13 protein-coding genes are annotated in these 15,639 nt (G+C 64.7%); all 13 read left to right on the top strand.

What is annotated here, in order from left to right; genetic code table 11:
• Nucleotides 1-14 precede the first annotated feature (14 nt).
• From ABJ363_04285 to ABJ363_04225, 13 genes are read left to right on the top strand one after another with little or no spacing between them, the layout of a single operon-like run.
• The gene (locus tag ABJ363_04285; GenBank protein ID MEP4378197.1) at nucleotides 15-1,502 is read left to right on the top strand and encodes a hypothetical protein; all 1,488 of its coding nucleotides are present in this window, start codon (nucleotides 15-17) and stop codon (nucleotides 1,500-1,502) included.
• Nucleotides 1,499-2,224, top strand: coding sequence for an acylneuraminate cytidylyltransferase family protein (locus ABJ363_04280; GenBank protein ID MEP4378196.1), 726 nt, complete (start codon nucleotides 1,499-1,501; stop codon nucleotides 2,222-2,224). The genes ABJ363_04285 and ABJ363_04280 overlap by 4 nt, the downstream gene beginning before the upstream one ends.
• On the top strand, nucleotides 2,221-3,141 hold the full coding sequence (locus tag ABJ363_04275) for a dihydrodipicolinate synthase family protein (GenBank protein MEP4378195.1): 921 nt from the start codon (nucleotides 2,221-2,223) through the stop codon (nucleotides 3,139-3,141). Before ABJ363_04280 ends, ABJ363_04275 begins: the two co-directional genes overlap by 4 nt.
• A 36-nt stretch (nucleotides 3,142-3,177) precedes the next feature.
• Nucleotides 3,178-4,836, top strand: a complete 1,659-nt coding sequence (locus ABJ363_04270) for an asparagine synthase-related protein (protein ID MEP4378194.1) — start codon at nucleotides 3,178-3,180, stop codon at nucleotides 4,834-4,836.
• Between the two features lie 18 nt (nucleotides 4,837-4,854).
• The gene (locus ABJ363_04265) at nucleotides 4,855-6,102 is read left to right on the top strand and encodes a glycosyltransferase family 4 protein (protein MEP4378193.1); all 1,248 of its coding nucleotides are present in this window, start codon (nucleotides 4,855-4,857) and stop codon (nucleotides 6,100-6,102) included.
• Nucleotides 6,099-7,232, top strand: coding sequence for a glycosyltransferase family 4 protein (locus tag ABJ363_04260; protein MEP4378192.1), 1,134 nt, complete (start codon nucleotides 6,099-6,101; stop codon nucleotides 7,230-7,232). Before ABJ363_04265 ends, ABJ363_04260 begins: the two co-directional genes overlap by 4 nt.
• Complete coding sequence (locus ABJ363_04255; protein MEP4378191.1) at nucleotides 7,229-8,353, top strand: glycosyltransferase; 1,125 nt, start codon at nucleotides 7,229-7,231, stop codon at nucleotides 8,351-8,353. The genes ABJ363_04260 and ABJ363_04255 overlap by 4 nt, the downstream gene beginning before the upstream one ends.
• A gap of 1 nt (nucleotide 8,354) precedes the next feature.
• Nucleotides 8,355-10,202, top strand: coding sequence for an asparagine synthase (glutamine-hydrolyzing) (asnB, locus tag ABJ363_04250; GenBank protein MEP4378190.1), 1,848 nt, complete (start codon nucleotides 8,355-8,357; stop codon nucleotides 10,200-10,202).
• Between the two features lie 29 nt (nucleotides 10,203-10,231).
• A complete protein-coding gene (locus ABJ363_04245) occupies nucleotides 10,232-11,638 on the top strand; it encodes a glycosyltransferase family 39 protein (GenBank protein ID MEP4378189.1) in 1,407 nt (468 codons plus the stop codon).
• Nucleotides 11,631-12,707 carry a hypothetical protein gene (locus tag ABJ363_04240; protein ID MEP4378188.1) on the top strand — a complete coding sequence of 359 codons (1,077 nt, stop codon included), beginning with the start codon at nucleotides 11,631-11,633 and terminating at the stop codon, nucleotides 12,705-12,707. Before ABJ363_04245 ends, ABJ363_04240 begins: the two co-directional genes overlap by 8 nt.
• Entirely contained in the window at nucleotides 12,704-13,405 is a 702-nt protein-coding gene (locus tag ABJ363_04235; protein ID MEP4378187.1) for a methyltransferase domain-containing protein, read from the top strand. Before ABJ363_04240 ends, ABJ363_04235 begins: the two co-directional genes overlap by 4 nt.
• Before the next feature lie 13 nt (nucleotides 13,406-13,418).
• Nucleotides 13,419-14,891 (top strand): glycosyltransferase, encoded by a 1,473-nt coding sequence (locus ABJ363_04230; GenBank protein ID MEP4378186.1) that lies wholly within the window; start codon nucleotides 13,419-13,421, stop codon nucleotides 14,889-14,891.
• Between the two features lie 10 nt (nucleotides 14,892-14,901).
• A complete protein-coding gene (locus ABJ363_04225) occupies nucleotides 14,902-15,636 on the top strand; it encodes a class I SAM-dependent methyltransferase (GenBank protein ID MEP4378185.1) in 735 nt (244 codons plus the stop codon).
• Nucleotides 15,637-15,639 lie beyond the last annotated feature (3 nt).

Here is a 15,639-nt window from a genome sequence, read left to right as displayed (position 1 = left end):
GACCGAAACAACCGATGCGCGTTCTTTTTCTACCCCACGGCAGACGCCATAATTATTTCATCGAGCTGTTGCGCCAGGCGCGCGAGACGGCCGGGTGGGAAATTTCCGTGATCTGCGAGGAGAATGCCCGCGACGCCTATGACGGCATCGTGGCATCGGATGATCATGTGTATGCGCTGCCCGATTTTGCGGTGACGGCGAACGACATCGATATGGCGGCGAATGTGCGCCTGATCGCCGGCAGCGAGCAGGCGTCGGACATTCCCGTCAACCGTCTGATCCTGGCCAGCGAGCGTGACATCGGGCGGGCGTTCGGCTTGCCGGCATATCACTGGCCGCTGCGCCGGGTCGCGCGGCGCGCACTGGCCGACAACAGCTTTCCGCGCCGCGTGGTGTACGCCCAGTTCGCCTTTATGGACGACGTGATCCGCGCCGCCAATCCGGATCTGATCCTGACGGGCAACTTCGCCTCACCCCATCACACGGCGGCGGCAATGATCGCCGCCCATCGCGGCATTCCCGCCCTCAGCGGCCGGTCCTCCAAGATTTTCACGGACCGCACCTTCTGGACCCGCGATATCGCGATGCTCAATACCGATGCCGAGTCGCAGTACGCCGCCAACGCCAAGGCGGCGCGGCCGGTCTCCGCCATGGCGTACGAGTTGATCGACAAATTCCGCAACAAGCCTTCGACCGTCGGATACATCGCCCGATACTGGAAGTCGGGCGATGCGGAGACCTGGCTCAGCCGCCACCGGTTCTTCGTCGAACTGCTGGTGACCCGGGTCGCCCACAAGGTTCGGCGCCGCACAAGTGCGCCACGCCCGGTGCTGCCCGCGGTCGCGGAATATTATCGAACGCGCTATCTGGCCGGTCGCCAGCGGAAGTTCTTCTCGCGCCCCGAGACGGCCGAACTGACCCGGCAAAAATACGTCTATCTGCCGTTTCACAAGGAGCCTGAGCTGGCGATCAACTTTCAGGCCCCGTCGTTCCACAACCAGTATGAGACGGCGGCCCAGATCAGCGCGGCGCTGCCCCACGACGCGATCCTCATCGTGCGCGAACACCGGCTCAACCGCGGCCGCCGACCAACCCGCTACTACCGGGCGCTCGCCGCCCTGCCGAACGTGGTCCTCGCCGACCCCTTCGATGATCAGTTCAAATATATCCGCCATGCCGAAGTGATCATCACCGACAACGGATCGTCGGGCTGGGAGGGGTTATTGCTCGGCCGACGGGTCATCACCCTGGCGCGCACCTTCTACGATTCGCCCGGTATCGGCGTTACCGCGAAATCCATCGCAGACCTGCCGAAACTCCTGCTGGAGGCCCTCGGTGGCGGCACCCCGCATGACCTTGACAGTACGGACCGGCGTCTCGGCTGGCTCATCGACGCCGAATTCGAGACGACGACGAGCGAAGATGCCGACGGACATGCGGAAAGCATCCGCAAGATCAACGACGATGTCAGCCGCCGCGCGAAGACCGGAATTGAAAGATGAACGAAAACCCCAAACCACGCACCCTCGGCGTCATCCCCGCACGCGGCGGATCGAAACGCCTGCCGCGCAAGAATGTGCGCGACCTGAACGGCGCCCCCCTGATCGCATACACAATCGCAGCGGCGGCCGGCGCGGCGAACCTGACCGACTGGCTGGTCTCGAGCGACGACGACGAGATCATGGCCGCGGCACAGAGCTACGGCGCGCCCGTGCCCTACAAGCGCCCAGCAGAGCTCGGCGGCGACGAGATTCGCAACAACGACGTCATGCTGCATGCACTCGACCATATGGAAGCGGCGACGGGGGCGGCCTATGACGTGATTGTCCTGCTCCAGCCGACCTGTCCGATCCGCCAGTCTGCGCATATCGACACAGCCATCGAGTCCCTGCAGGGCTCCGATCTGGACACGGTCGCCAGTGTGAAAGGCCCGTTCAAGAAGCGGGATCCCAATCTCAAACGCATTCGCGACGGCGTGCTGGAAGATTATTGCGGTACGCCGCCCGGTCCCGATTGGGAACCGTTCTACATCTATAACGCGTCGATCTATGCGATGCGTTGCGACTGGTTCCGGCGCGAGCGGAAGTTCGTGTCCGCGCGACAAATCCCCCTGGTGATGGACGAGTATCACTCGATCGACGTCGACACCGAGGCAGACTTCCAAGTGGCCGAGGCCCTTGTTCGCCACCTCAATATTCCGACCCCGAAGGAGATCAATCAATGAAAGATATGCGACGCGTCGAAGGGGTCATCCCCGTGCTCGTCACGCCGATCACGGCCGAAGGCGAAATCGATGAGGCCGGATTGGTAAACCTCGTCGAGTTTCTCATCGAGCGCGGTGTCGGCGGGCTCTGGGTGCTCGGGACCAATTCCGAGGACATGAACCTGTCCTTCAAGAAGCGCCTGACAGTCGCCGAACTGGTCACCAAGACCGTCGCCGGGCGGGTGCCGGTCCTCCTGGGCTGCAGCTTCTACGCGCTGGAGGACAGCCACGATTTCATCGACGCAACGAGCCATCTCGAGGCCGATGCCTACCACTTCATGCCCTATCATCCGCTTTACAGCCTCGACCGGCTTGAGTGGCATTATCGGGCGATTGCGGACCATGCGCCGAAACCGCTTTGGGGCTATTCCAGCGCCAACTGGTGCCGTCCGGTCCCACCGGAATTTTACGAACGAATCAAGGATCACCCCAACATCGCGGGTGTGAAGTTCAGCTCCAACAACACGGTCCATTGCACCAAGGCGATCTCGCTTGCCGAGCCCGGCTTCCAGGTGATCACCGCCGTGGTCGCCTGCTTCCACTCGAACCTGGCGCTCGGCGTGCAGGGCACGACCACCAGCCTCGCCTGTGCGGTCCCGGAAGCAATCATCAATCAGTACAAAACGTTCCGCGACGGCAACATCAGTGAATCCCTCGAAATGCAGCGGCGCTTGAACGGGTTCCAGGATGCCTTGCCGGGCACACTCAAGACCGACAATTTCATCCCTGGCGCGGCGGAGAAGTACATCCTTTCGCTACGCGGCATCTGCGGGCCGCACATGACCAGCTACTACCGCGACGCCAACGAGGCCGAGCAGGCGCAGATTCGGGACGCTCTCGAAAAGTTCGAAATGCTCCCCGACGGCGCGCTGGCCTGACAGCGGCAACACGCGGATCCAGTCAACGGCTCCAGCATGAAACCGGTCATCACGTCGCCCCCTGCCGCAGCCGGCGGGACGGCCACGCATGGGCACGGCTGGACGCAGTTCACCGCCGGCGCGGTGCATGTGGTTCATCGCGGAGAGCCGGCGGCAGCGCAAATCGTCGCCGCGGCACTCGCGGCGCCGCCCTGCGATGCACAGTCGATCGCCACGCGTCTGGTCGAGATTGCCGGATTCTACGCCGTGATCGGAACCGGCCCGGGCGGCACCGTCGGGGCCGTCGATCATATCCGCAGCACACCGCTCTTCTATTGCCGTGGCCCGGTCACGGACGGACAGGCGCCTGTTTCAACCGATGCGCGTGCGTTGACGGCCGGGCAGCCGCCGTTCGACCCGGACGCGGTCCGCGAGTTTGCGATGGCGGGTTATGTCACCGGCGCCGACACTCTCGTGCCGGCAATCGCGCAGATGGAGGCCGGCGACGTCAGGGTTTGGCAAAGCGGCGCTGACACCTCCACGCAAGCGTCGTCCTACCGCCATTGGCCGGACGCGCGCGATGCGTGTTCGCCGGAACAGGCCCGCGCCCGGTTGTCGGACATCGCCGACATCGCATTCGCGCGGACAATCACGAAAGCCAACGGGCGGACAATTATCGTCCCCCTCAGTGGCGGGCTCGATTCACGCCTCGTGCTGGCCAAGCTGGCCGAACACGGCGCCAGGAATCTGCGGGCTTTTTCCTATGGCCCCGGCCGCAATGCCGACGCCGCGGTCGCGCAGCGTGTCGCGGCGCGCCTGGGCGTGGAATGGGAGTTCATCGCGACCGGCAGTCGCGGGGCGCGCGCGGCACTGCCCGATGTCCTGCGCCAGGAATATGGCCACTTCGCCGACGGGTTGTGCGCGGTGCCCAATCACCAGGATTTGCTCGCCCTGTCCGTGCTCCGGCAGCGAGGTCGGCTCCCGGCCGACGCGATGATCGTCAACGGCCAGACCGGTGACTTCGTTACCGGCGGGCACATCCCGGCCGCGTTGATGTCTGACGAGACCATCCCGCTCGAAACGGTGATCACGGCCATCCTGGACAAGCATTATGGCCTCTGGCGTTCGCTGCTCACCCCGGCGAACATCACCGCCATTCGTGCGCGGATCGCGGATCGCCTCGGCATCGCAGACAGTGCGACACGCCCTGTGAGTGCGGCAGAGGCCGCAGCATTTTTTGAGCTCTGGGAATATCGCGAACGGCAGGCCAAGTATGTGGTCGGCGGCCAGCGCATCTATGATTTTCTCGGCCTCGACTGGGATCTGCCCCTGTGGGATCGGGACTTCACCGCCTTCTGGCGCGACGCACCGCTGGCAGACAAGTACAACCAGGCGCTATACCGCGACTGGCTCTTCGACTGGGACCACACGCAGGTCTTCTCCACCATCTCGAGCCGCATCACCGCCTGGCCGCGCGCGCTCAGCGCCGTCCTCGCACCCGTTGCCGTCGCCACCCGCCTGCTCGCCGGCCGCGCGCGCCGCGATCGCCTGTTCCGATATCTCAACTATTTCGACCGGTTCAGCGACCACTACCGGATGTTCGGATTCTCCACCTTCAAGCGGCACATGCACGACATGCGAAACCCGGCATCGCTGTATGCCCGCGAATGGCTCGAACGCGAGGGCGTCGATGTCGATGCCATCGCCCGGGCCTGAGCAACCGCAGTCATGCGCATGCTTTATCTCTGTCGGGTCTTCAGCGGGTTCGAGACCAGCCTCGAACGGCGCCGCTGGCAGCCGACCGGTGCTCCGACCATCTACCGCGTCATCGAAGCGCTCGACCGGACCGACCATGAGGTCACCTTCCTGATGACGTGTCGTGGTGTCGGCGCCGACTATCGCACGGACTGGACCGACCCGGCGGACCGGGAAGTCGAACTGGAAGGCCTGAGCCGGCCGGTTCACGTTCTCGCCAGCGAGCATCGTTACCCCGCCTGGCTGGGCCGCTTGCGCGGGCCGTTGACCAATCTGCGGCACCTCTGGCGCACCTGGCGCACCGTCCGGAAGACCCGGCCCGATCTGGTATATGTCGACCGCTCGAATGTTCTCGCCGGCGCGTTGATCGCGCGGCTCACACGTATTCCCGTGGTCCTGCGGGTCATGGGCGTCTACCCCTCGATGTGGGACGCGCTGACCGAACGGTCCCGCGGCGCCCGTGTCGCGCGCTGGGCCTATCGCGCGCCCTTCGCGCTGGCGCTGTGTACGCAGGACGGCAGCGGCGGCGAACGCTGGCTGCCCGAGGCGCTACACCCCGGCACACCGTTCCGCATGCTGCTTAACGGGTTCGACGGCAGCGCACGTTCCGCCGAGACCGACCCGCGGTTTGAGGCGATACCCGCCGACAAGACAATCGTGCTTTTCGTCGGGCGGTTCGAATCAATCAAGGGATGTGAGGAATTCGCCGACGCGCTGATTCAGCTCCACGCAGAAGGCCGGCAGGACATCCACGCCGTGATGATCGGTACCGGCCGGCTGCGTGACGGCGTCCAGACACGCGTCACCGAGGCCGGCGCGGCGGACATGTTCACCTTCATCGACAGGCTCAACCATGATCAGGTGCCCGAGGCCCATCGCCGGTCCGACATCTATGTCTCACTCAACCGACTGGGGCAGTTGAGCAACGCCAACCTCGAGGCCATGTCGATGGGCGCCTGCATGATCGTCCCCGCCGCGCAGCCCGAGCGCGGGATCGATCTGGCAACCGAGGCGCTGGTCGACGAAAGCGCCGTTCTGCGCCTGCCCTGGGTCAACCAGACCGATGCGCTGGCAGACGCACTGCGCACCCTGACGTCAGACCCGGAACGCCGGAACGCCCTGCGCGCCAACATGAAGGCGACCGCGGACAAGCTGGTGCAAAGCTGGGATGCCCGCGTCGCCGAAGAATTCGCATTGATCGGCGAACTCACGGGCCGGAAGCCATGACCGAATCGGCCCTGCACGAAGAGCGCGTGGATATCCTGCTGTTCATCAGCGACCTGGGTAGCGGCGGCGCGCAGCGTGTCCTGTGCCGCCTTGCGGAACATTGGTCGGGGGCCGGGCGGCGTGTCGCCGTAGCGACACTTTCATCGCCGGACCAGGATTTCTTCACCCTGCCCGCCGACGTGCAACGCCGCGCGATCAACCTGAACGCCCGATCGCGATCTCCCGTCGGCGGATTGTTGCGCAACGTTGCGCGTATCCGCCATCTGCGACGGGTTCTGCGCGAGCTCCGTCCCGCCGTCGCGGTCGCCTTCGTCGGCCCCAACGCCGTGCTTCTGGTCGCCGCGGCCATGGGCACCGGCATCCACACCGTTGCGGCCGAACGCAACGACCCGGCACGACAAAGTTTCGGGCGCATGTGGGATCGCCTGCGCCGCTGGGCCTACCGCCGCGCCGACAGGGTGACAATAAATTCGACCGGCGCGGCAAACGCATTACGAAGCATCGTGCAACCCGACCGCCTGATCTACACACCCAACCCCATGCCGCACCCCATCGACGGCGCGACGGCCGACATCCCCGGCCCCTGCATCCTCGCCGTCGCGCGGTTGCATCCGCAGAAGGGGCTCGACCTGTTGCTGAACGCCTTCGCCGCGCTCGAGCGGCCCGCCTGGAACCTGGTGATCGTCGGCGAGGGCAACGAGCGTGCGCGTTTGTCGGCTCAGGCCGACACGCTTGGAATCAGTGGCCGGGTAAGGTTCACGGGCACTGTCTCCAACCCGGCCGACTATTTTCGCGCCGCGGATATCTTCGCGCTGCCGTCCCGCCACGAGGGAACGCCCAACGCCCTGATGGAAGCCATGAGCTACGGCATGGCGGCCATCGTCAGCGATGCCTCGCCCGGGCCGCTCGACCTGATCACGAACGGCACGAACGGGCTGGTCACGCCCGCCGGTGACGTGGCCGCGCTGACCCGCGCCCTGCAACGTCTGATCGACGACCGGGACTTGCGCGAGACGCTCGGTAACGCCGCCCGCACAAGCATGCAGGCCCGACGCTACAACGACGATGCATTCACGCGGTGGGACGCCGCGGTTGATTTCACGTCCGCACTTTCGGACAACCCCGCATGACCGCCCGCCGCGTCCACGTCCTCTCGGACGGCTTCAAGGCGCCCAATGCGCGGGCGTTGCTCTACCCGCTCATCATGCACCGGCGCGCCCTGGCGGAGGCCGGCATTTCGGTTCGCACGTTCGACCGTGTCGAAAGTGAATTGACGGCGTGCGACGTCCTGCTTGTGGACAGCAAGCATTTCCAGGGCCCCGTCCGTGGCCAACTCGCCTTCGTGCAGGATGCGCTGGCGGGCTTCGCCGCGTCCGGTATCACACTTGCCTGGTACGACTCGACCGACAGCGCGGGCTGGGTCGTCGGTGGTGTGCTGCCGCTGGTGCGCCGCTACTTCAAGAGCCAGCTGCTGCGCGACCGTGCGGCCTATCTGCGCCCGATGTATGCGCGCCGCGCCTACGCCGACTTCTACCACCGCGAAGATGGGGTGACCGACGACCAGGCCACCGATACGCCACAGATCGACGACCCGGCGCTGCTCGAACGCATCCGCCTGGGCTGGAACTCCGGCCTGGCCGACTATTCCCGCTTCGGGCCCGCACGCATGGCGCTTTACGGGCGCCTGCCGTTTTCCTGCCTTCTCGGGCAACCCCGGGCCGCGCGGCCGGCAGACGCACCACGTCAGATCGCTTTGTCCTGTCGCATGGGTATCGGCTATACGCGCAACAGTGTGGCCCATCAGCGGCGGCTTATCCGTGACCGGTTGGCGAGCCGGATACGTTCCGACAAGCTTCGCCGGGGCGGGTACTTTGCCGAGCTCAAATCAAGTCGCGCGGTCCTCTCGCCCTTCGGGCTCGGCGAGATCACGCTGAAGGATTTCGAGGTCTTCGTGACAGGCGGTCTGCTCGTCAAGCCGGACATGCGGCACCTCGAAACCTGGCCCGATATGTATCGCGACGGCGAGACCATCCGCACGTTTCGCTGGGACCTCACCGACCTGGATGATGTACTGACGCAGATTGAAGACGACCGACAGAGCGCCAGCGCGATCGCCGCGCACGGCCAGGACGAGTATCTGCGCCACGTCAGCGGCCCGGAGGCCGGGCAATTGTTCGCCGCGCGCTTCGCCCGCATGATCGAGGAAACGCTGCTACCTGCCGACGATACTGGCAGAAAGGCAGTTGTCTGAGATGTGCGGTTTCGCGGCTTTGTTTCAGGCGGGCAGGCGTTTCGCGCCGGACCTGCTCGCGCGTATCGATACCGACCTGTTCCATCGCGGGCCGGATTCCGCCGGACTTGTCTCCGAGCCGGGCCTCGCGCTTGTGTTCCGCCGCCTGTCGATCCTCGACACGCGGGACGTCGCCGACCAGCCGATGCAGGACCCGGACGGTCGCTATCTGTTGGTCTTCAATGGCGAGATCTACAACTACCGGCGGCTGCGCGCCGAACTCGAGGCGGCCGGCCGCCGGTTTCGCACAACCGGCGACACCGAGGTGCTGTTGCAGGGCTTTGCCGAATGGGGCGCGGGGGTCCTGGACAAACTCGAAGGCATGTTCGCCTTCGTGGTCTATGACCGCCAGACCAACAGCGTCACCGCCGCCCGCGACCCGTACGGTATCAAGCCGCTATACGCGTGCCGCAAGGGGGGCCTCATCGCATTCGCGAGCGAAGCCCGGCCACTCCGCCGCCTGGTCGGAAGCGAGGCCGATCCGACCGCGCTGGCGGAACTCCTGCTTTTTCGGTTCGCCGCCGGGCGCCTGAGCAATCTCCGGGGGATCGATCGCATTCCCGCCGGGACCGTCGTGAACGTGAAGCTGGATGGGTCCGGTTACCGCGAGCGCCGATACGCCGATATCGGCGACAGTATCGCCACCCCGCGGCCCAACATCTCCGCCGACGCCGCCACCGCGCAAATCGACGACGTCATGCGCGCGTCGGTCACGGACCATCTCGCAAGCGATGTAGGCTACGCGTTGCAGCTTTCCGGTGGAATCGATTCCAGCCTGATCGCGCAACTTGCCAGCGAAACCGGCGGCGCGGACGTGCACAGTTTCGGGCTCTATCTCGGCGACAACCCCCATGACGAGAGGCCCTATCGTGACACCGTGGTGGCGCAGACCGGCCTGCAGCATCATGAGGTCGCCGTCGACGGCCGGGTGTTCGCCGACGCGTTTCCCCGCGCGGTCCATCACATGGAGGGACCGAGCCCCCATCTCGGCTGTATTCTCCTGATGGTGCTGTGCGACGCCGTGCGCGACGTGACCAAGGTCGTGCTGACGGGTGAGGGTGCCGACGAGATGTTCGGCGGCTATTCGCGCTACGGGATCTGGCGTGATCTCGTCAAATACCGGCGCTTCGCCCGGATGGTCCCGGGGGCGCTCTGGCCGCTGCTGCACCGCTATCGGGCGATCCGCATCTACGCCGACCATGATCCCGCGGTCTATGCCGGCGTCTATGCCGACTATCTCGGGCTGAACCGGATCTTCCCCGAGCTTGTGCCCGTGCCCGGCGCACGCGAGGCCGCCGCCGGCCGCTTTCGCGATTTCCGCGACCGCATATTCGCCGTCGACCAGACCGCCTATCTCGAATCTCTGCTGTTGCGTCAGGACAAGATGGCGATGGCCGCGTCGGTCGAGGCGCGGGTTCCTTTCGTACACAAACCGGTGGTCAATGCCGCCAACGCATTGCCCCACGCGCTGCGGGTGCCCGGGGGCATCACGAAACCGGTCCTGAAATCGGTCGCGGAACGATACTTCCCGCACGATTTCGTGCACCGGCGGAAGGTCGGCCTGACCCTGCCGCTCGCGGAATGGCTCTCCGACAGCAGCGGTTTGGGCCGGTATCTGGACGGTTTGGTCGAACCGGGCGCGAAACTGGCCGAATTCGGTGACAAGGCGGGCATCCGCACGATGGTGGAACGTTTCCGCGCAGGTGATTCCACCGGCGCACGCGTACTGGTACACCTCATCAACATCGAACTCTGGCTGCGCGACATCAGTGCACCCATGACCGACACCGCCGCACCGGGAGCGCCGTAAGTAATGAACAACGGGACACGGACAACGACATGCGGATGCATGCGATGAACCGCTGGCTGGTACTTGTCCTGATTCTGGCGGCTGTGCTGCGCTTCGGTTACCAGGAGGGAATGCTGTCCTACGGCGGGAGTTTCCACAACGGGAGCGACTCCGGAAAATACATCGTGATCGCCGAGACCATTGTCGAGACCGGGGAGTACGGACGCATGACCGAGAACGGGGTCCGGCGCGAGCTCAACCGGATGCCGGTCTACCCCTACTTCCTGGCCGGTGTGTTCAATGTCTTTGGCACCGGAAACCTGCAGGCCGTCGCACGGGTCCAGATTTTTGTCGAACTGATCACGATTGTGGGCCTGGCCCTGGCCGCCATGGCGATTGATCGAAGGCTGGTGATCCCGACCGCCCTGATAGCGGCCGTAATTCCGAACTTCCTCGTGCACACCGCCTATGTGCTGAACGAGAACCTGTTCCTGCTCTTCTTTGTCTGGGGCATGTGCGCCATCCTCTGGGCCATGCGCGGCTATCGTCCCCCCTGGCTGCTGCTCGGGGCGGGGTTGCTGTTCGCCCTGTCGCTTTACACGCGGCCGGTGATGATGTTCTTCCCCCTGTTCCTGTTCCCGACGCTGGTCTATGCGCTCACGGCCAGCCGCGCGGCGAGCCTGAAACGCAGTCTTTTCCTGGCCGCCATCCCGGTTCTGGTGATCTTCGCCGCCGCCGCACCCCGTGTGGCGAGCCACCAGGCGGAGTTCGGGCACGCCGTATTCACCAGCCAGTCCGGCGCCCACATCGTCAAATGGGTTTATCCCTGCTTGCGTACGCCCTGGTCCTGCGCGAGCCATGGCGAGGCCTGGGAGGAGAACGCGCCGACCATCGCCACCCGCCTGGCGGCGTTGCCAGAGGCCGAACAGGAGAACAGGTTCGCGCGCGATGTCATCATGCGCGAGGTCGGCACCGAACGGATATGGGAACTCGGAATCGTACAGATCATCAAGGGCATGACGATCGGCGCCATCAAGAATGTCATTCAAACCGGCGTCTACGAGAGCCTTTCCCAGTTCAACCAGCCCGCCACTTTCTTCTCGGCCATGCCGGGCAATACCCTGGGAGAGCGGTTCTCAAACTTCGTCAGCCAAAATCGCAACAACGTCTTCATGGGCGTATGGGTGCTTGCCCAGATCGCCCTGTTCGCATCCCGGCTGGTGCAACTCGGCGGCATCCTCGGTGGCCTCGCCGATCGCCGGACCCGCCCCTACACCATCTTCCTCGCCATGACGGTCGTCTACTTCCTCGCCATCAACGGCCCCATCGGCAACCCGAAATATCGGATACCGGCGGAACCGGCGTTGATCATATTCACAGCGATGGGCCTGCAATGGGCCATCGATTGGATTACCGCTCGACGAAACCGAAATGACGCCATGACGGCCGATGCCTGACAACGCGCCCGATTTCGCCTTCGCGACCGTCACCTCCCAGGGATATGTGGATCAGACCGCCGGCCTGCTCCTGAACCTGCGCGAATATTACCCGGATACGACGGTGGTGATCTGTGCGCTCGACGATGGCGCGGCGGCGGCATTCGAGGCCATCGAAGACTCCCATCTCGTAACGGTCACGGCCGAAACGGTCTGGGGTCCGGATTGCTGGCGGAACATGACCGCACGCATGACCCGTGCCGAACGCGCGTTTGCCACGAAGTCCGCGATCTGTGCCTGGACGCTGGAGACGCAAGCGCGATCCCTCCTGTTGCTTGACAGCGATCTCCTGTTTCTCGACCGCACCGACGACATCGTCGAGCTGCTCGAGGACCATCCGGCCGTCCTCGTCACCGGCCGCCATGGGGTCGATGAATGGAGCAAGGCCGGCCGGTTCGGGTTGTTCTCGGCCGGCGTTCTGGGCCTCTCGCGCAGCACGCTCCGCGAAGTCGCAATCTGGAAGGCCGCCTGTTTCAACGCCTGCACCGCGGTGCCGTTATCCGGCATTTACTACGAACAGAAATATCTCGACCCGTTCCTGAATCTGCCCGGCGTCGCGCTGGTGCATGATCCCGGCATCAATATCTCACAGACCTTCCTCAAGCTGCTCGCGCCCTATCAGGACGACGACGGAAAGTGGCGCGTGAAGGGCGGAACGCAGATCCGCATCTATCATGCCAGCCGCAGTTCGGACGACAGCTTCCCGCTTTTCCAGGACAAGGCGGACTGGAACCGGCGCGGGCTGGAGATGATGGGCCTCGCCCCAGACGATGGGGCCGCACGGCAGGCCCCGGGACTGGAATCCGGTTCCGCCAAGCTGCAGCGGCGGCTGGCGCTTGGCCGTCGATTCACGAATATCGTCGACGGGCTACCGGGCTTCCTCCTGCGTGTTATGGAGATATACCGCACCCTGACCCTGCGCGATCTGCCGTTCAAGACGCGTTGGCACGAGACATTCAGCCGAAAGAAAGACCTGGCCCGCGCGCTCGAAGATGACGCCGGGCGCCACCAAGGATCATCGTTTCTGTGATCAACGCCACATCCGAACTTAACTTTCTCTACCGCGGGGCCCGCGCGCTGGCCGGATTTCGTGCCCGCGCAGCGCTGACCTGGTTGCGCCACGGCCATGTCGTGCAACGCCGCGCGATCAGCGCCTACACCCGCGACCACGCCGACGGAAAGCTGCACCTCGGCGCATCCCAGCCACTCGACGGCTGGCTGAACTCGCAGATACTCGGCCATGTCCCGATCGACGTGACCCGCCGCCTGCCGCTGCCCGACAATTCCTTCGTGATGATCTATTCCTCCCATCTGGTGGAACATATTCACCGGCTGCAATTCGAACGCTTCCTGGCCGAGAGCCTGCGCGCCCTGAAACCCGGCGGGCTGCACATCGTCGCCACGCCGTCGGTGGAGAAAATCGCCCGCACCCTGTACGGGCCGGACAGCGAGGCGAAGGCCATGCTGATGGAGGCGGGCACCCGCTTCTATCCCGAGCCGTTCCATTCCGAGGCGCAGCAGATCAATCTCACCATGCGCGCATTCGGTCACCGCTTCCTCTATGACATCGCCTGCATGCGCGCCGCGGGACTGGCGGCCGGCTTCGCGTCGGTCGAATGTATCGACAATTTCGAACTGCCCGACCCGTACCTGGCTGCCTATGTCGCGAAGAAACCGCCGCGCTGGAACGCGGAAACCGAAACCTTTGTTTTCCGGGCCCCGGAATGAGTGATCGCCCACAATGAACCAGCCTGCTCCCACCACCGATACGCCCGGCCCCACCGAACCGTCCGCCCACAAGCGCGACGTGCGCAACCATGCCGACGAAATGGCGGATGCGCGCGACGGATGGATCGAACGCAATCGCGCCTATTATGCCGACGACCAGCGCTACATGCGGTTCCTCATTCCCGAAGGCAGCCGCGTGATCGAACTCGGCAGCGGCACGGGCCAGCTGCTGGCAGCCCTGAAACCGTCACGCGGGGTGGGCGTCGATATCAGCCCGAAGATGGTCGCTCGCGCGCAACAGAACCATCCAGATCTTCATTTCGTGGAAGCCGACATCGAGGATGCGACCGCATTGGCGGACCTCGGCGAGACCTTCGACGCGGTCATCGTGTCGGACACGGTCGGCTGGATGGAAGACATCGCGGCCGGCTTCGAGGCCATGCAGACGCTGTGCAACCCCGACACCCGCATCGTCATCGCCTACTACTCCAAACTCTGGGAACCGCTGCTCAAGGTCGGCGGCGCGCTCGGTCTGCGCATGCCCCAGGGACGGCGCCTCAACTGGCTGGGGACCGGCGACATCGAGAACATGCTCGAGGCCGCCGACTATGATGTCATCAAGCGGGAATGGCGCCAGCTCGTGCCCCGCAACATGTTCGGGATCGGGCGGTTGATCAACCGGTTCATCGCGCCGCTGCCGATCATCCGGCGGTTCTGCCTGCGCTACTATCTGGTCGCCCGCTCGCGCCGCGCCCAGCAGCCTACCCCCAAATCGGTAACGGTTGTCGTGCCCGCACGCAACGAGCGCGGCAATGTGGAGCCCCTGGTCCAGCGTTTGCCGGAATTCGGCACGTCGCTCGAAATCATGTTCGTCGAGGGCAATAGCAGCGACGGCACCGCCGCAGAGGTGGAGCGCGTGATCGCCGCCTATCCCGACCGCAACATCCGGCTGCTGCACCAGGAAGGGCGCGGCAAGGCCGACGCGGTCTGGAAAGGTTTCGATAACGCCAGCGGCGACATCCTGATGATCCTCGATGCAGACATGACCGTGATCCCCGAGGAAATGCCGAAGTTCTACAACATGATCACATCCGGCAAGGCGGAGTTCGTCAATGGCTCGCGCCTGGTCTACCCGATGGAACCCGAGGCGATGCGGCTCCTGAACTTCCTTGCCAATCGCACCTTCTCGCGGATCTTCTCCTATCTGCTGAACGAACGTTTCACCGACACGCTTTGCGGCACCAAGGTTCTGTCGCGCGAGAATTACGCGCGCCTGCGCGATGGGCGCAGCTACTTCGGCGATTTCGACCCCTTCGGCGACTACGACCTGATCTTCGGGGCCGCGAAGCTCAACCTGAAGATCTCCGAAGTACCTGTCCGATATGCCGCGCGCCTGTATGGCGAGACCCAGATCTCGCGATTCCGCGATGGCTGGCAGTTGCTCCGCATGGTCGTCTTCGCCTTCCGGAAGCTCAAGGCGCTGTAGCCCCGCCCGCATGGATGCCGAACTGAGACCCGCCGACTATCGTGCGATCTGGTCGGACAAACCCGTCCTGCGCGCGGTTTATACGGATTACTACGCCCGGATGAGGGCCGCCTGTGTCGCCGGACCGACCCTCGAGATCGGCGGCGGCTCCGGCAACATGAAGGACTTCGCCCGGGACGTGGTGTCCACCGACATCGTCCCCGCCGCCTGGCTCGACACGGTTTGCGACGCCCAGGCGCTGCCGTTCGCCGATGCCTGTTTCGCCAACATCGTGATGGTCGACGTGCTCCACCACATCGCCCGCCCGGCCCGTTTCCTCGCCGAAGCGGAACGGGTGCTGAGGCCCGGTGGCCGCGTCATCATGGTCGAACCCGGGATCACGCCATTGAGTTTGATCTTCTTTCGCCTGTTCCATGACGAACCGGTGGACATGCACGAAGACCCGCTCGACCCGAGTCCGCCGCCTGCCAAGGACCCGTTCGAGGGGAACCAGGCGCTCCCCACCCGCCTGTTCGGCCGTGACCGGCACCGCCTCGCCGCCACCCACCCGAACCTGCGGCTGCTGCAAAAAACCTGGCTCAGCCTGTTCGCCTACCCCCTGTCAGGCGGCTTCAGGTCCTGGAGCGCGCTGCCCGCCATACTCGCGCCGACGCTGATCGGGTTCGAACGCCTGATCTGCCCGATCCTCGGGCCACTCATGGGATTTCGTTTGTTCGCCGTGCTTGAAAAGACCGGAGAGGGCTGACTC

Source organism: Alphaproteobacteria bacterium (assembly GCA_039980135.1).
Taxonomy (GTDB): domain Bacteria; phylum Pseudomonadota; class Alphaproteobacteria; order UBA6615; family UBA6615; genus UBA8079.
This window is presented reverse-complemented; position numbering and strand designations above follow the sequence as displayed.